This window comes from Allobosea sp. CCNWLY174 (assembly GCF_037120455.1).
GTDB lineage: Bacteria > Pseudomonadota > Alphaproteobacteria > Rhizobiales > Beijerinckiaceae > Allobosea > Allobosea lupini.
The window spans coordinates 112,425-128,984 of record NZ_JBBBBQ010000008.1 but is presented as its reverse complement, the minus strand read 5'-3'; the positions used below and the strand labels follow the sequence as shown (position 1 = coordinate 128,984).

General features: G+C 67.8%; 11 protein-coding genes and 1 riboswitch. Of the genes, 3 read left to right on the top strand and 8 right to left on the bottom strand.

Features of this window, described 5'->3' with window-relative positions; all coding sequences use genetic code 11:
* The first annotated feature begins 132 nt into the window (after window positions 1–132).
* From V7S63_RS21410 to V7S63_RS21400, 3 genes are all read left to right on the top strand, one after another.
* Window positions 133–1,701 carry a condensation domain-containing protein gene (locus V7S63_RS21410; RefSeq protein WP_336531696.1) on the top strand — a complete coding sequence of 523 codons (1,569 nt, stop codon included), beginning with the start codon at window positions 133–135 and terminating at the stop codon, window positions 1,699–1,701.
* Window positions 1,691–4,822 (top strand): amino acid adenylation domain-containing protein, encoded by a 3,132-nt coding sequence (locus V7S63_RS21405; protein WP_336531695.1) that lies wholly within the window; start codon window positions 1,691–1,693, stop codon window positions 4,820–4,822. Before V7S63_RS21410 ends, V7S63_RS21405 begins: the two co-directional genes overlap by 11 nt.
* A gap of 143 nt (window positions 4,823–4,965) precedes the next feature.
* A complete protein-coding gene (locus V7S63_RS21400; RefSeq protein ID WP_336531694.1) occupies window positions 4,966–6,333 on the top strand; it encodes a condensation domain-containing protein in 1,368 nt (455 codons plus the stop codon).
* Between the two features lie 128 nt (window positions 6,334–6,461).
* On the opposite strand, the gene V7S63_RS21395 is transcribed toward V7S63_RS21400, so the two are convergent.
* The 8 genes from V7S63_RS21395 to lhpI all read right to left on the bottom strand — a co-directional run bounded on the left by V7S63_RS21395 (window position 6,462) and on the right by lhpI (window position 16,537).
* Window positions 6,462–9,437, bottom strand: coding sequence for a condensation domain-containing protein (locus tag V7S63_RS21395; protein WP_336531693.1), 2,976 nt, complete (start codon window positions 9,435–9,437; stop codon window positions 6,462–6,464).
* 53 nt (window positions 9,438–9,490) lie between these two features.
* Entirely contained in the window at window positions 9,491–10,324 is an 834-nt protein-coding gene (locus tag V7S63_RS21390) for a siderophore-interacting protein (protein ID WP_336531692.1), read from the bottom strand.
* 122 nt (window positions 10,325–10,446) lie between these two features.
* Window positions 10,447–10,575, bottom strand: coding sequence for a hemin uptake protein HemP (hemP, locus tag V7S63_RS21385; RefSeq protein ID WP_336531802.1), 129 nt, complete (start codon window positions 10,573–10,575; stop codon window positions 10,447–10,449).
* 291 nt (window positions 10,576–10,866) lie between these two features.
* Window positions 10,867–11,523 (bottom strand): class I SAM-dependent methyltransferase, encoded by a 657-nt coding sequence (locus V7S63_RS21380; protein ID WP_336531691.1) that lies wholly within the window; start codon window positions 11,521–11,523, stop codon window positions 10,867–10,869.
* Window positions 11,520–12,299 carry an ABC transporter ATP-binding protein gene (locus V7S63_RS21375; RefSeq protein ID WP_336531690.1) on the bottom strand — a complete coding sequence of 260 codons (780 nt, stop codon included), beginning with the start codon at window positions 12,297–12,299 and terminating at the stop codon, window positions 11,520–11,522. The genes V7S63_RS21380 and V7S63_RS21375 overlap by 4 nt, the downstream gene beginning before the upstream one ends.
* Window positions 12,296–13,339 (bottom strand): FecCD family ABC transporter permease, encoded by a 1,044-nt coding sequence (locus V7S63_RS21370; RefSeq protein ID WP_336531689.1) that lies wholly within the window; start codon window positions 13,337–13,339, stop codon window positions 12,296–12,298. The genes V7S63_RS21375 and V7S63_RS21370 overlap by 4 nt, the downstream gene beginning before the upstream one ends.
* Window positions 13,336–14,364, bottom strand: coding sequence for an ABC transporter substrate-binding protein (locus tag V7S63_RS21365; RefSeq protein WP_442896498.1), 1,029 nt, complete (start codon window positions 14,362–14,364; stop codon window positions 13,336–13,338). Before V7S63_RS21365 ends, V7S63_RS21370 begins: the two co-directional genes overlap by 4 nt.
* Window positions 14,365–14,580: 216 nt before the next feature.
* Window positions 14,581–14,790: riboswitch (cobalamin riboswitch) on the bottom strand.
* Window positions 14,791–14,830: 40 nt separating this feature from the next.
* A complete protein-coding gene (gene lhpI / locus V7S63_RS21360; RefSeq protein WP_336531687.1) occupies window positions 14,831–16,537 on the bottom strand; it encodes a cis-3-hydroxy-L-proline dehydratase in 1,707 nt (568 codons plus the stop codon).
* Between the last annotated feature and the right edge of the window lie 23 nt (window positions 16,538–16,560).

Below are 16,560 nucleotides of genomic sequence, written 5' to 3'. Positions count from 1 at the left end.
CATTCGTGATGCTGATTACAAGCATTGACAGCTTCTTGCTTTCGTAAGAAGCAATGTCAACCGAAAACGATTTCTCGTAATCGATTATAGAACTTCAAAACAAATGCTATGAACACAAGACAATTGACGCCCATGCAGGCGGCCTATTGGGTTGGCCGCCAGTCTTCCGACGCTCTCGGCGGGGTGGCGGCACATCTTTATGGCGAATTCGACGGTGCTGACCTCGAACCCGAGCGGCTTCGCGATGCCGTCAGCGGGCTATGCCGGCTGCATCCGATGCTGCGGTTGCGAGTCGATGCTGAAGGCTGCCAGCATCTCGATCCGACAGCCGGTCCACTCCCGCTCGATATCGAGGACATGCGGCAGCTTCCGGCGGAGGCGGTGGAAGCGCGCCTGCTCGCCAAGCGCCGGAGCTGGAGCCATCGCCGGCTCGATCTCGGCCGTGGCGAGGCGGCGGCGTTCGGCCTCAGCCTGCTGCCTGACGGCGCCTGCCGGCTGCATGTCGACACCGACATGATCGCGGTCGATCCGAACAGCTTTCGCATCGTCATCGAGGACCTCGCCCGGCTCTACGAGCATCCCGGCTGGCCGCAAGCCCCCGCCTCTCACGGCTTCTTCGACTGGCTGGACCAGGCAGGTGCCGGATCAGAAGGCGCGAAACGGCGCGAGCGCGACCGGGTCTGGTGGCGCGCCCGTCTCGCTGACGTTCCCCCGGCACCCGATCTGCCCGCAGCCGCTCATGCTTCGGCAGAACCGGCCAGCGAGCGCCTGGCTGCCCGGCTTTCGCCCGACGAGCGCCACGCGCTGGAAAGACGTGCTCGTGATCTGCGGGTGACGCCGTCCGTGCTGGCGCTCGGTCTCTTCGCAGCTGCGCTGGGCCGGGCGACGGGGCAGGCCCGCTTCCGCCTGAACGTGCCGAGCTTCTGGCGCGCGCCGCTCGTTCCCGAAGTCGAGCGGATCGTCGGCGAATTCTCGAACGTGCTGATCCTCGGCGTCGATCTCGCGGCCGCAGCGACATTGGCCGAGCTGTGCCGCGCCATTGGCCGCCAGATGATCGAACTCATTGCGCATGACGCCTATCCGGGCGTCAGCGTGATGCGCGACCTGTCGCGACTATCCGCCTCGGTGCAGACCGCGCCGGTCGTCTTCACAGCCGGCCTCGGGCTCTCCGGCGGCGAGCTCTTCAGCGAAGCCGTCAGGCGCGTCTTCGGCCCGATGAACTGGGTGATCTCGCAGGGGCCGCAAGTGGCTGTCGATGCCCAGGTCGCGGCCAGTGACGGGGGCATCCTGATCAACTGGGACATCCGTCTCGACGCTCTGCCGGAGGCCTGGGTCCGCGAGACCTTCGAAGCCTATGTCGCACTGCTGCGCGAGGTCGCGGCGCGGCCGGAAGCGCTCGACGCCGCGCCGAACGCACCGCCACGTCGCCAGCTCGCCGACCCGACCGAAGACATGCTGGTCCGCCTGCTCGGGCGCCTGTCACCGGGTCAAGTCGTGCATGAGGGCAGCGTAATCAACGCGGCCGCCCAGACCGAAATCACCCGCTTCCTCGTCCGCTATTGCTCCATCGGCGCGCCATCGCGTTCGGATTTCGACGAGGTGGTGACGCCTCGCAGCCTCGCCCGTCTCGTCCGCGCCCGCTCCGGCGGCGCCTCCGACGAGATCGCGCGCATCTTCCTGGAGACGATCGATGCGGGATGATTTTTCCGATGCCGCTCAGGGCGGAGCCTTCGGCCGCGACGAGACAAAGCTGACCGACCTGCAGCAGGCCTATCTGCTCGGCCGCGAGCGGCATCTGCCCTTGGGCGGCATCGCGATGCAGGAATTCCGCGAGTATCGCGGGGCGATCGACATCGAGGCGCTGCCACGACGCCTCCTTGCCATGGTCGCGCGGCACCCTGCCCTGCGGACGCATATCGACGCGCAGCGCCGGGTTTCATGGGTCTCGACCAATCCGGCCGTCAACTATGACGAGGTCGACCTGCGCGGCCTGCCGCAGGCAGAGGCGCTGGCCTGGATCGACGGGCAGCGTGAGGACTATGCCCATCGCCTGTTCGATCTCGCGCGCTCGCCCTGGAATGTGACGGCGTTCCGCTTGCCGGAACCGGAAGCGGATGATTCCGATCAGACAACCTGCGTGCTGTTCGCCCGCTTCGATGCGCTCATCCTCGACGGACGCGCCATCGCCTCGCTGCTGGTCGAACTGCTGGGCGGCGAGGCACCGAGCCTCGAGGCTGCGGCCCTGCCGCCGCCGGCCGACGAGGCGAAGCGGCGCGAGGATGCCGCCTACTGGGCCCGGAAGCTCCAGCCGGTGGAAGGCCTGCCGCAACTGCCCTGGACGAAGCCGCTGGAGGCGCTTCCCGCCTCGCGCTACGAGCGCGCGAGCCTGGCGATTCCCCGCGAGCGTTTCACCACGCTCTGCCGTCTCGCCGCCAGGGAGCGGCTGTTCAAGAACACGGCGGTGACGGCAGTCATCCTCGAGACCCTGTCGCATTGGCTGAACGACGGCGCGCTCTGCGTCGGGATTCCCGTCGCCCCCGCCGCCTCGGCGGAGCTCGCAAATCGGTCGAGCTTCATCGCCGTCAACTGGGATGCCCGGCAGGGCAGCTTCCACGAGCGCGCGCAATCCTTGCAGGGCGATGTCCTGGAGGGGCTGGAGCACCTCTCGCAATCCGGCGTCCAAATCAGCCGGCTCCTGATGAATGCCCATCCGGGCGGGCCGGCCCTGCCTGTCGTCGTCACCAATGGCCTCGGCTGGCCGAAGCTGGCGACGGAGGCTGGCATCCGCCGCCATGACGGCCTGACCCAGACGCCGCAGGTCGCCGTCGACATCCGCTTCCGGGACGACGAGGAGGGCAATCTCGTCGTTGAGATCGACTACGCCCGCGAGGCGATCGACGCGCGGAGCGTGCGCGACATCCTCGCCGCGCTCGACCGGCAAGTCGCCACGATCTGCGAACGGGGCGCCTTTGAGATCGTTCGGGGCGAGATGCTCGACCTCGGCCATTACCGACTCAACGGCTCGGAGGACGAGTTCGCCTGCAGCCGCCTCCTGCAACGCATCGCCGACAATCTCTTCGCCGGAGAGAAGGACAAGATCGCCCTGATCTCCGGCGCGCGCCGGATCTCCTATCGCGAGCTCGGCGCTAATGTCGGCAAAGTGCTGGCAGCGCTGCCGCAGCGCGGCGTCGGCAAGGGCGATGTCGTCGCGATCTGCCTGCCGCGTGGCCCTGAGCACACAGCGATCACGCTCGCCTGCGCGCTCCTAGGGGCGATATGGGTGCCGATCGATGCAGCCTCGCCCCCGGAACGGCTGAACTATCTCCTCGCCGATTGCCGCCCGGCACTGGTTGTGTCGGCAGCTTCGATTTCCGGGCATGAAGCGGCGACGCCCGAGGCGCTGCTGGCAGGCAAGGCGCCGGCCGATCCACTGGCGTTGCTGCCGGCGCTCGCCGCGCTCTCGGCCAGCGACGCCCCCGCCTATTACCTCTACACCTCCGGCACCACCGGCCGGCCGAAATGCGTCGTGCTCTCGAACCGGGCGACCTCGAACGTGATCGGTCGGACGCTGGAGAGCTGGCAGGCGACGGCAAGCGACGTCTTCATTTCGGTGACGCCGCTGCATCACGACATGTCGGTCTTCGACGTGTTGGGCTGCCTGACGGCGGGCGCGACCCTGGTGCAGCCGGCGTCGGGCGAGGAGAAGGATGCGATCGCCTGGAACCGGCTCGTCGCCGAGCACAAGGTCACGCTCTGGTGCTCGGTGCCGGCGATCCTCGAGATGCTGCTCTCCTGCCGGCGCGGCGACGAGTTGCGCTCGCTCCGCCTGATCGCCCAGGGCGGCGACTACATCAAGCCGGCCGTGATCGCCGAACTGCGCCAGCTCGATCCGGCGCTGCGGCTGGTCTCGCTCGGCGGGCCGACCGAGACGACGATCTGGAGCATCTGGCACGAGATCGGCCCCGAGGACACCGGGCAGGTCCCCTATGGCAAGCCACTGCCGGGCAATCGCTATTTCATCCTGAACGAGCGTGGCGAGCATTGTCCGCCCGGGGTCGTCGGGCGCATCCACACCGCCGGCGTCAATGTCGCGCTGGGTTATCTCCAGGATGGTGTCCTCGGGCAGAGCGATTTCGTCACTGTCGCCGACGAAGCCGGCAAGCCGGTGCGCGCCTTCCGCACCGGCGATCGCGGCCGCTATCGCCATGATGGCAACATCCTCTTCGCCAGCCGGGTCGACGGCTATGTCAAGGTCCGCGGCGTGCGCGTCTCCTTGCCCGATATCGAGGCGGAGCTCGGCGCCCATCCCGATATCCGACAGTTGATGGTGGTCGATTGCGGCGCCGAGCAGCGCGGCGAGGCCGAGATCGGCGTCGTCTACGTGCCGGTGCAGGCGGGCAAGCCGAGCTCCACCGACTTGCGCGCCCTAGCCCGGCGGGCTCTGCCAGATTCACATGTCCCGACCCGCTTCGTCGAAGTCGAGGCCCTGCCGCTCTCGGCCAACGGCAAGCCCGATCGGCGCAAGGCCCGCGAGCTGCTGGCTGCCGCCGCCGAGCGCCGCGAACCGATCGCGGCTGCACCACTAGCCAACTCGCGCAGCCGCAGGATTCTCGACCTCTACCTAGTCGTGCTCAGCCAGCCGGCCTCTTCGGAGATCGACGAGACCACGGATTTCATCCGCCTTGGCCTACGGCCCTCCCACCTCAAAACAGTGGCTAGCCGAATCCGCGACGAGCTCAACGTCGATCTGACGCCGCATCAGCTACTGCGCTGCCGCAATGCAGGGCAGGTCGCGCTGCTGCTCCACGACCAGGAGCGGTGAGGCAACGAGCTGCCACCAGCATAGATCATCGCGCATCCAAGCGGATGCAGTAACGATGATCTATCACATTGTTATCGCATCGGATTCTTCCGAAAAATGGATTCCACTTTTCGGCCCGATGCTAGTCCGAACAGGAGATTCCCATGTCGCAGGCCGATTCGCGCCGCGCCCTGATGCCGCTCACTCTGCCGCAGCTCGATTTCTGGGAGGAATTCACCTTCCACCCCGACGAGCCGATCGCAACCGTCGCGCATTGCCTCGACATCGACGGCGTGACCGACGAACCCGCATTGGTCGCGGCCATCACCCAGACCATCGCCGAATCCGATGTGCTCTGCGTGCGTTTCCATGTCGAAGAGAGCCGCGAGACGCCGCTCCAGAGCTGTGATCCGCAACTGCGGCCTATTCTGCAGCAGATCGATCTGACGGGCATCGCCGATCCTCTGCAGGAGGCAAGAGCACGGATGGAAGCGGACGTCGCGGCGCCGCTCGACCTGCGCGGCGCCGGCCTCGCGGCAACCTGGCTGCTGCACCTCGGCAAACAACGCTATCTCTGGTACATCCGCGCCCACCATATCGTCCTCGACGGCTACGGCTTCACGCTGATCGAGCAGCGCTGCGGCCAGCTCTATTCGCAGCGCCTCACAGGAAGCGACCCCGGTCCGGCCTTCCACCCCTTCGCCAGCTTCATCGCGGAAGAGGAGGCCTATCGCGCCAGCCGCCGCCATGAGAGCGACCGCGCCTATTGGCGGGACGAGTTCGCCGCGCACGCGCCGCTGCCGATCCTGCATCGTGGCGACAAGCAGGCTGGCGAAGCGCCGCACGAAGTCTATGGCGTACTGCCGGCGGATGTAAGCGCCGGCTTACGCCGGATCTCGCAGGAGACCGGCATCGGCTGGCCCGACCTGTTGGTGCTGCTCTCCGGGCTCTATCTTGCGCTCCACCTGCCGCGACAGCAGATCGACGGACGGGACGTACTAGCCTTCTGGCTGCCCTTCATGAGCCGCTGGGGCAGTCTCGCTGCCCACACGCCCGCCATGGTCGTCAACATCCTGCCGTTCCATCTGTCCTTCGGGTTGCAGGAGAGCTTGGAAGACGTCCTGCGTGAGAACGCGCCGACGCTGAGGATGCAGCGCCGTCACGGCCGTTATCGGATCGAGCAGATCGCGATGGACAAGGGCATGCCCGCGGGCAGCCGCTATTTCTTCTCGCCGCTGATCAATGTCCTGCCGTTCAGCGCCCCGAGCTTCCATGGCTGCAAGGTGACGCGGGAGATCATGGGCAGCGGGCAGGGCGAAGGCATCGACCTGACGTTCCGCGGCGAGGACGACGGCAGCGAACTGTCATTCGCGATGTCGGCCGACCCGGCGATGTTCGCGAGGGAGCCGTTTGAGCGGCATCGCGATGAATTGCCGGCCTTCCTGGCGCGAGCTCTCGCTCCGGAGGCGCTGGCTCGTCCGGTTGAAGAGCTTCTGGCAGAGCTGCGAGAGGATGCGCTCGGGTTGGTGTGACCATAATGACGTCGTCATGCTCGCCCTCGTGGCGAGCATCCACGTCTTGAACACGGCCCTGCGCGAAGGAAGACGTGGATGGTCGGGACAAGCCCGACCATGACGACAATGGCGGCGCTGGCGGACGTTCACCCCTCCGGCAAATGCGCGCCCAGCTCGGCCAGCTTCACCTGCGCCCCGCCGGCCCGGCCCATCAGCGTTAAGACGGCGCTGGTCGTCGCACTGATCTTCTCGACCTCCTGCGGCCCGTAATGCTCGGAGCGATAGCTCATCAGCACGCGGATCGAGCGCTCGCCGGAAAGATCGGCTTCCTCCATCACCTCGAAATGCAGGCCGAGCATGGACTCGTGCCGCTCGGGATCGACCTGCCGGAAGGCGATGCCGCGCCCGTCCGGCAGCGCCAGCTCGCCGTTCAGCTTGTTCTTGGCGTGGATCTGGATGAAGACCTCGAAGAGATGGTCGCGGCCGGGTGTCATGCCGAGTGCTTCCTCTACCAGGTCGATCGGGATCTCGCTCGCCGGCATCGATTCGTTGATCACGTTCCTGACCAGGCCGACCAGCCCGCCGAGGCTCATCGTCTCGGCGAACCGGATGCGGTGGGCGACGACGGTGGTGAAATAGCCGACCGTATCGAAGAAGACGGCGTCGCTGCGGCCCGAAGCCGAGGTGCCGACCACCAGCTCCGCGAGCGAGCCAAGCTGGCGCAGCGAAGCGGCGATGCCGGCATAGACCACGTTGAACAGCGAGGCGCTGCTCTGCCTGGCGAGGGCATAGAGCCCCTCCGTCGCCTCCCGGTCGAGCTTGAACTCGACCCAGCCGCCGGCGGCGGACGCCTCCTCACCGGCGGGCTCGGCTCGGTCCTGACGCCGGAGGATCGGCTGCGGCAGCGGCGCCCCGCGCAACATGTGCGTCCAGTAGCCGAGATGCGCCTGGTCGACACCGGCGGCGGCCTGGAGGCGGGCGAATTCGTGGAAGGGCGCCGGCACGTCCGACCAGACCGGCATGCCGCCGGCCGCGCGCACGCGGTAGCAATAGGCGATCTCGTCCATCATCAGGTTGACCGACCATTCGTCGAGCACGACATGATGGAACAGGAAGGACAGCACCTGCCGGCCCGTCGCCGGGTCGATCAGGAAGCGCAGGCGGAAGGGCAGTTCCTTCGCCAGGTCGAAATGGTGCAGTGCCTCGTCGCGGCGAGTGACGCCTGCGCTCTCGGCGCTCGTCCAGAACCACTTGTACTGCGACAGCTCGGCCGTCGGCACGACCTGCTGGGCCATGTCCTCACCTTCCTGCCGGAACAGGCTGCGCAGGCCGGGATGGCGCTCGAGGACGTCAGTGAAGGCGCGCCCGTAGAGCGCTTCGTCGACAGGTTCGAGGAAATCGAGCGCGAAGGGCAGGTTGAAGATCTCGTTGAAGCCGAAGGCGGCATAGGCCTTCCAGAGCGAGGCCTGCGCCAGTGACAATGGCGCGCTCGGCGCCTCCTCGATCACTGCCGCACGCACTGGCTCCAGGCTCGTCTGGCTGGTGCGGCGGGCTTTGAGCGCTAGCGCGGCGGCACTCGGATAGCTGAACAGGTCGTTGAAGTGCAGCTCGATGCCGTGCTGACTGAGCAGGCGCCCGATGATGCGCGTCGCGATCAGCGAATGGCCGCCATGGTCGAAGAAGTCGTCGTCCGGCCCCAGCTCCGGCGCGTTGAGGGCGGCGCGGAACTCGGCCAGGATGAGGGCGGTCACCGCTTCGGTCGCAGGCTCGGCGGCCGATGCCGGAGACGCGGCCCCGGTCAGTTCGACGGGGGCAGACGAGACACGAGGCAAGGCAGCCTCCCCTTCCGTCAGCCAGGCCAGGAAGCGCTCCAGGAGAACAGGGCCGATCTGCGGCGACAGCCCCTGCCCCGTGACGAGTTCGACCGCGACGCGGCCCTGCCCGCCGCGCCCGACGGCGAAGGCGAGATCGGGGCGCGTCTCCAGGGTCGGCAGCGGCAACCGTTCGATCGATACGCCCGGAATCCTTAAGCAGCCTGCGGGATCGCCGAGCCAGCTGACGAACAGTATCGGCCGCTCGGCCGTAGCCGTGCGACGCGTCGGCGATACAGCAGCGTTCGCCGTCCGGCCGAGCCGGTCCTGAATCGCACGAACTATGATCTCCGCCGGCGCCTGTCCGTCCACCGTCAGGACGACAGCGTCTCCGCCGGTGACGGATGATGGGGGGTCGCCGACCTGCGCGCGCCACCCGGCCGGGATCAGCAGGTCGATCTCGCGTTTGCCGGACAGAGCGGAGAGGTAGCGGGCGAAGAGCGCGGCGAGATGGTCGAGAGCCGCCTGATCCGACGCATCCGGTGCGAGGCCGTTCAGGGCTTCCGGCCCGATCATGGCGCCGTATCGGCCGGCCAGAGCCCCTTCGGGCCTCGCAACACGGATCGTAGCGAAATCGACGATCTCCGAGGCTGCGATCCCGGTCCGGCGCATCCAGCCAGGCAGCATCGACGAGGCTTCGCCGGCCGCGAGCAGCGGCATGCCGGGATCCCGCTCCATCATGGAGGCGGGCAGGATCGGCTCGCCCGCATGGGCCTTGGCAAGCGCCCGCAGAAGTTCGGCGGCGGGGTGAGCCGCGTCGAGGACGCGGTGCAGGACCAGCGCAAGAACGGTATCCTGCTGGCAGCTGATCACAAGCGCCTCGAAAGGCGGCTCGCGATCGCTGTCCCAGCTTGCCGCCTGCCGATCGAGGATCGCTGCGGTCGCCTGCTCCAGCGTATCGGCCCGGATCAGGCTGACGGTGCGGCCTTCTTCTCCGGCGAAGCGCTTGTGCAGTTCGCCATCCTCGCCGAAGCGGAAACGGGCGTTCAGGCCAGGCCAGGCGCGCACGACATCGCGGATTGCGCCGACGAGGCGCGCCAGATCGGGCTCGCCAGTCAGCCGGCACGCCACGACATGCTTGAGCACGGCCTCGGGCACCTGCTGCTGCGCCAGCCAGACATGTTCCTCGTATTCGGTCGGGCCCGGTGCTGCAGCCTCGCTTCGCGTCGCTCGCCCCGAGAGCGTCTGGAAGGCAGCGTCGAGCCGCCGCTGCTCCTCGCGCGTCAGCACATGGTCGAAGTCGGCAGCCATTGCTGGTCTCCTGTGGGCTTCGGCAGATGTCGGTGGATGGCGGGCCGGCGGCCTCACTCGTCGAAATCGTCGTGCACGGCGACGGCGCCGCGGCGCCAGTAGCCATGGGCGCGGACCCATTTGCGATTGGCGCCCCGCTCGTCGACGAGGACGCTGCGCAACTGCTTGGCGGCGCTGGATTCACAGGCGAGCCAGGCGAAGTAGTCGCCATCGGGGAAAGCCAGGGCTGGCAAGGCAGCGAGCAGCGCCGCACCCGGTTGCGCCCCGGCGGCACGATGAACCCAGATCACCTCGATGCCGTCGGACCGATGCAGGGGCAGTTCGTCCTCCGCTCTACCGACCTCGACCAAAGCGAGCGCTCGGCTGCCCGGCGGCAGCTCCTCCAGGCGCCGCGCCAGAGCAGGCAGCCCGGTCTCGTCGGTGACCAGCAAATGCCAGTCGAAATCGAAGGGTACGACGAAGGAACCGCGCGGGCCGGCGATCCAGGCGGCATCACCGGGCTTGACCTGCACCGCCCAATTGCTGGCCGGCCCGTCATGCAGCAGGGCGAAGTCGATATCGAGCTCGCCCGCCTGCGGATCATGGCGCCGCGGCGTGAAGTCGCGCGCCAGCGGCCGCGGGCCGCTCTCGGGGAAGGCGAGCCCGTCCGGACCGACGATTGGCAGGACCGGTTGCGTTTCGCCGGGCGCTGCGAAGAACATCTTCACATGATCGTCGAAACCGAGGCTGACAAAGCCATCGAGCTCAGGGCCGCCGAGCGTCACCCGGCGCATCGACGGGCTGAGATCGGCCACGCGCAGGACGTCGAGGCGGCGCAGAGCCACCTTGTGACGCTGGCGCTTCGGCAAGCGCCCGTCCGGCACGCCCGTTTCAGCGGCATGGGTCATGGTCTGGATTCCTTGCGGTTGCCGGCCCGTTCGCGACAGGGCCGCTCGAGCCTTTGCGGCCGCGCGAGGCGGCCAGGTGATCTGCGACAATGCGATCTGCGGCGGTGCCCCGAGGACAGCCGTCATTTGGTCAGGATCAGCTTTCCCTGCCGCGTGATCCTGAGACGATAGAGCTCGCCGCGATGCTCGATGCCGATCTCCGTCTCGCCCTTGAAGACCGCCGCGCTGGCCATCGTCCTCGCCGGTCGCATCGCCGCCGGATGAGGCAGGCTACGGACCCGATCGAGGCATCCGGGACCGGTCAGGGCTGAAAAGAGTGGCTGGCTGTTCATGAAAATGGCTCGGAACGATAAGCTGCGGCGAATACGCGACCAGCCTAGCCGAGATCAAAAATACAAGCAATTACAATAGTTTACATGTATAATCATTCAAAACTCGGGATGAGGCGAGTAGGCCGAAGGTGGGAGATGGCGCGGGACCGCATGCCTATGGCCGCCAAGGCCGGACGATAGCCTGGTGCTCAAGGCTGCCGACGGCGAGCGTCAGCCCTTCCTCGCCGTCAGCACGAACATCGGCACGTCGCCGGGATAGGGCGAGGCCGGGAACAGATGCTGCCAGCTTCGGGCCGCGCCGAAACCGGCTTCGCTCAGCATCGTGCGCGCTTCATCCTCGGTCAGCCCGTCATGGCGCGGCAGGCTCGCGGCGAGCGTTTCGGGATAGGTCGAGCGATATTGCGGCGCGATCGACCAGAGCCCGTCCGAGACGAAGACCACCCCGCCCCGGCGCAGGAGGAGGTGAGCCTTGCGCAGGGCCGCCATCGGATCTGGCAGCGTCCAGAGCACATTGCGCAGCGTCACGATGTCGGCCGAGCCCGGCTCGAACGAGGCCTCCTCGATCAGGGCAGGTTCGAAAGCGACGTCGAGCCCAGCTGCCGCGGCAGCCTGCCGGGCCACGGCAAGCATGCCCTCCGAGCCGTCGCAGGCCCGCACGCGGTGTCCGAGCGATGCGGCGATCAGCGCACAGGCGCCGGTCCCGGTGCCGAGATCGACGACATCCTTTACGCCGTGCGCTTCGAAGGCGGCCGCGAGCACGTCACGCCATAGCGCAGCCTGCGCGACATGCGAGGCGACGCCGTCGAAGGCCGGCGCGCGCCGGGTCCAGTAGTCGGAAACCTCTGCTTGCGCCTCGGCCGCTTTCATGACTGCCTCCGTTCCGGTTCGATCAGATATTCGATGTGCCGGCGCCCCGACGCTCCCTCGCTGATCGAAACGGCGACGCCGAAGATGCGCTGGATCGCCTCGGCGGTCAGAACCTTGTCCGGCGCCCCCGCCGCCTGCAGCCGCCCCTCATGCAGCAATGCGATCTCGTCGCAGAACATCGCCGCGAGGTTGAGGTCGTGCAGCGCCATGATGCAGGTGATGCCGAGGCGGCGGACCAGGCTCAGGATCGAAAGCTGGTGCTGGATGTCGAGATGGTTGGTCGGCTCGTCGAGGATGAGCTCGCTCGGTTCCTGCGCCAGCGCGCGGGCGATATGGACCCGCTGGCGCTCGCCGCCCGACAGGGTGTGCCAGAACTGGTCGTGCCGCTCGGTCAGCCCGACCCGCGCCAGCGCCTCGTTCACCGCCGCCTCGTCGGCGTCGTTCCAGGAGGCCAGTGCGGCGCGATGCGGCGTGCGGCCGAGCCGGACAACGTCGCAGACGGAGAGCTGGATCTCGGTCGTCGCCTGCTGCTCGACAAAGGCGAGGCGGCGGGCGAGCTCGCGCCGGGGCACGGCGGCGATATCGCGCTCGTCGAGCGTGACGACGCCGCTCGCGACATTGCGCAGCCGGCAGAGCAGCCTGAGCAGGCTCGACTTGCCCGAGCCGTTCGGGCCGATCAGCCCGAGCACGCGGCCGGGCGCCGCCTGCAGCGTCACGCCGTCGACGATCATCTTGCCGGCGACGCCCCAGCGTACCTCACGGGCCGCGAGCGTCATGCCGGCCGCCTCGCACGGTAGAGGATCAGCGCGAAGACCGGCGCGCCGAACAGCGCTGTCACCACCCCGATCGGCAGGATCTGCTGCGGGATCAGCACGCGCGAGAGGATGTCCGCGAGGATCATGAAGATCGCGCCTACGACGAGGCAGGCCGGCAGCAGACGGGCATGGCCGGAGCCGACGAGGAAGCGGGCGGCATGGGGAATGATCAAACCGACGAAGCCGACCGTGCCGACGATCGAGACCATCACCGCGGTCATCACTGCCGTCGTGGCGAGGAGCACGACCTTCACCCTCGTCACGGCGACGCCGAGCGAGGCGGCGGCATCGACACCGAAGGCGAAGGCATCGAGAACCTTCGCGTGCAGCATGCAGATGGCGAAGCCGATAAAGGCGACCGGCGCGGCGATCCAGAGGTCAGGCCAGCGCACGCCGCCGAAATTCCCTAGCAGCCAGAACATCACACCGCGCGCCTGCTCGGCGCTGGCCATGGTCGTGACGATCGTCGCGGTCGCTGCGTTGAAGAGCTGCGAGGTCGCGACGCCGGCAAGAATGACGCGATCGCTCGCCCCGCCCGCCCCTGTCGCCAGCAGCGCGACCACGGTGAGTGCAGCGCAGGAGCCGATGAAGGCGCCGGCCGAGACGCTCAGCGCCGTGCCGCCGATGCCGACGCCGAGGATCAGCACCGCGACGGCGCCGGTCGAGGCGCCGGCGGAAATGCCGAGCACGTAAGGCTCGGCCAGCGGATTGCGCAGCAGCGCCTGCAGGATCGCTCCGGAGAGTGCCAGCGCCCCGCCACAGAGGCCTGCCATCAGCGCCCGGCTCAGGCGGTAGTCGAAGATCACGCCCTGCTGGATCGCGCTGACGGGAAAGTCGAGGCTGAACAGCCCGTTGCCGAGCGCCCGCAGCGCCGTGTCGAACGGGATGCGCATCTCGCCGATCGTCACCGCCAGCGCCACCGAGATGGTCAGCGCAGCGAGCGAGGCAACCGCGATGACGATCCGCGCGGGCCAGTTCGGGCCATGGGCAGCGTGGCTCAAGGGGAGAGGCCGAAGCCGGAGATCGCCTTGGCGAGCGCCTCGATGCCGTCGACCGTATCGAGCCCGGCCCGGGTCGCGCCGACATCCAGGATCACGATGTGCTGGTTCCTCACCGCATCGAGCTTGCTGGCGACGGGATCGGTCTTCAGAAAATCGAGCTTCTTCTCGATGTCGTCGGCCGGGAAGCGGCGGCGATCCATCTTCACCGCGACGATCACCGCGGGGTTGGCGCCAGCGATGCTCTCCCAGCCGACCAGCGGCCATTCCTCATTGGTGGTGATGATGTTGCGGGCGCCGAGCTTCGAAAGGATATAGGCCGGCACGCCGTTCTTGCCGGCCATGAAGCCGTCGCCCTTGATGTCGCGGCTGGAGAACCAGACCACGACCGGCACGTCCCTGGCCTTGAGGCTGGCGACGGCCGCGACCGCCTTGTCCTCGCGTGCCTTCAGTTCGGCGACGAGGGCTTCAGCCCGGTCGGAGACATCGAAGATCTGCCCGAACTCGCGGATGTTGCGATAGACCAGCTCCATCGTGAACATCTGGGTGCGTACGCCGTCGCCGGCGCCGGAATTGTCCTTGCCGACGCAATCGGCCGGCGAGACGTAAGTCGGCACCTTGACCCCGGCGAACTGGGCGCGCTTGCCGACGATGCCGTTGGGTCCGACATGCCATTCGAACATCGCGGTGACGAGATCGGGCTCCTGGGCCAGCACCGCCTCGAAGCTCGGATCGTTGTCGGCGAGACGCTTCACCTTGGCGTTGACCGCCTCATAGGGCTTGGCAACCGGCGAGAACCAGACGGCGGTGCCGACGACGCGGTCGCCGAGGCCGAGTGCGTAGAGGATCTCGGTCTGCGTCTGGCCGATCGCCACGACGCGCTTGGGCGGCGCGGCGAAGGTCACACTCTCCCGACAATTCTCGAGGGTCAGCGGATATTGCGTCGGCGCAGCGAAGGCCGACCCTGCGAACAGAGTGCCGATGAGCGCCGCGGCGGCACCTTGCAGCAAACGGGTGACATGGCGAATGGCCGGCACAGCGGAAGCCTCAAATGTAACAATGTTGCATTTCTGATAGAAGGGTCGGCGCGCAGCCGTCAAGCTCTGCGCAACGGCGCAGACGGTGTTCATGACCATGGGTCTCATCGCTCCCCGAGATGGCAGGCGGGGAACTGCGCAGGGGCGTGGATGGATGGAGGGCAGCGCCGCCATCGACACACAGCTCCGGAACACCCCGTCCGAAAGACGTCTTCGACGACCGGGGCAGGTCTCCTGGCTCGCGGGTCGATGCCGATCCCGCCCGGCCTTCCCAGCGCTGTCGGCGCCAGTGGACGATGGACGGAGAGCTCGCCGCTTACAGTTGCGGGGGCAGCCTCGGCTTTGGCGGAATACGCCTCACCGAATTCCCTCTTAGCTCCGGATGCGATCCGGAGAACCTCGATCGCGGCCACCCTATAAGGCCGCGCCGCACCGTCAAGCCTGTTCGCCGAAGCAGCTAGGAGAGCCAGGCGGGGAGCCGCGCGGGAGCGGCCCCCGTCAAGGCCGCCTCGATGCAGTCGTCGAGCGTGCCCAGCCTGACGGCGCAGCCGGAGAGCCCCGGCCCGTAATGGGCGTATTTGCCGGAGTTGGTCAGGACCACCTTCGCCTGCTCCGGGAAGACCGGGCGGGTGATCGAGCACCAGCAGAGATCGGGGATGATCGCGACGCCGCTCCGCGCAAGCCTGGCCAGTGTGCCATCGACTTCAGCCGCGGCGACGACCTCCCGCCCGGCCGTGATGATGACAGAGAGCGTCTCCGCGACGGAACGGCCGTCGAGGCGCGCAGCGAACTCGCGGCACTCGTCAAGCGAGGCGTGTGGGCTGCCGATGGCAACGAGATCGACGCTGGACGGCCCCTCGCTCAGCTTGCGCCAGCCCGCGGCGAGGTCCCCGCGGGTGATGACGACTTCGTCCTCGGGGACGCCGCCGAGGCTGTCCGCTTCCGGCGTGATGCCTTCGATATGGAGCATCGCCGCCGCCGAGGTCGTGCCGAAGGCGGCGCAGAGTGCCTTGAGGTCGTCCCGCGTCGGTTGCGTCTTCGCCAGGCCCTTGATCAACGGGATCCGATCAGGCGAAGCCAGGCCGGCAAGGTAGCCGATCAAGGGCCAGGCCACGCTGTCCGCGCCCTCCGGCAACTCGACCCGGACGGTACAGCGCGCCCGGCGCCCCTCGTCGAGAAAGGCGCCAGCGAGCGGCGCGCGGCCGGTGACGGCGATGCAGAAGTCCAGGAAGTCCGGATGCTTGGCGGTCCGGGCGCCGAGCACGGAATTGGCGAAGATCACCGCGTTCGATTCCGACCATCCGATCGGCTCGCCGAAGCGTGGCGGCTCCCGCAGCGTATAGGGCGCGCAGGTGAAGCTCGCCTGGCAGCCCATGCGGACATAGGTCTCGGCGAGGCGCGCCGCCGGTTCGCCGAATTCGGGCGCAACGCCCTGGCGGCGCCAGTTCGCATGGTCGACGGAGATCGCGTTCATCGTCGTCGGGATGCGGACGCGTGCGCCGAGCTCCTCCATCTTCTCGGCGAAGACCAGATTGGCCGGGCCGGCATAGATGCAGCCATCGACATGAGCCCGCGTCACATCGAGGAGTTCGGTCGCTCCTTGCTGGCTCGCCATGGCGACGAGGATGCGCATGGCCTGCTGGGCAGCGATCCCGACCTTGCCGTCGAGCATGCCGCGATCGGAAGAGGACAACCGCAGTCCTGCATCCGCCGCCGCGGCAAGAGGGATATGCACCTGCCCGCCATCGGCCGATACGCCATCCGGCGTGATCGTCGCGTGCCGCGCGGAGGAAAGGGTGGCGAAGGCCTCCGCGGACAGGCGCGCGACCGGGATGCGGCGCCCGAACATCTCGGAGGCGACGATCGCGCCGAGCGTCAGCGTGTCCTCGGGGCCAGCGAAGATCAGCGCGGCGGGGTTCTTGCCGGAGAGCGCCAGCTCCAGCAACACGCCGGAGCCCGAACAGGAGCCCCGACTGGTCGGCATCAACACGACCGCGCCGGCGAGCGAGACGCCATGGGCGGGATGATGCACGTCAATCACCGTACCCGTGGCGGGATCGACGCCGCCCCAGAAGCTCAAGGGCTCGGCGAGGACGACGACCGGCCCGGCTGCCTCGCCCGAGGCGACGATGGTGCCATGGTCCTGTCCGGGGGTGACGTTCATGGCGCGGGTCGACGAAACTGGAT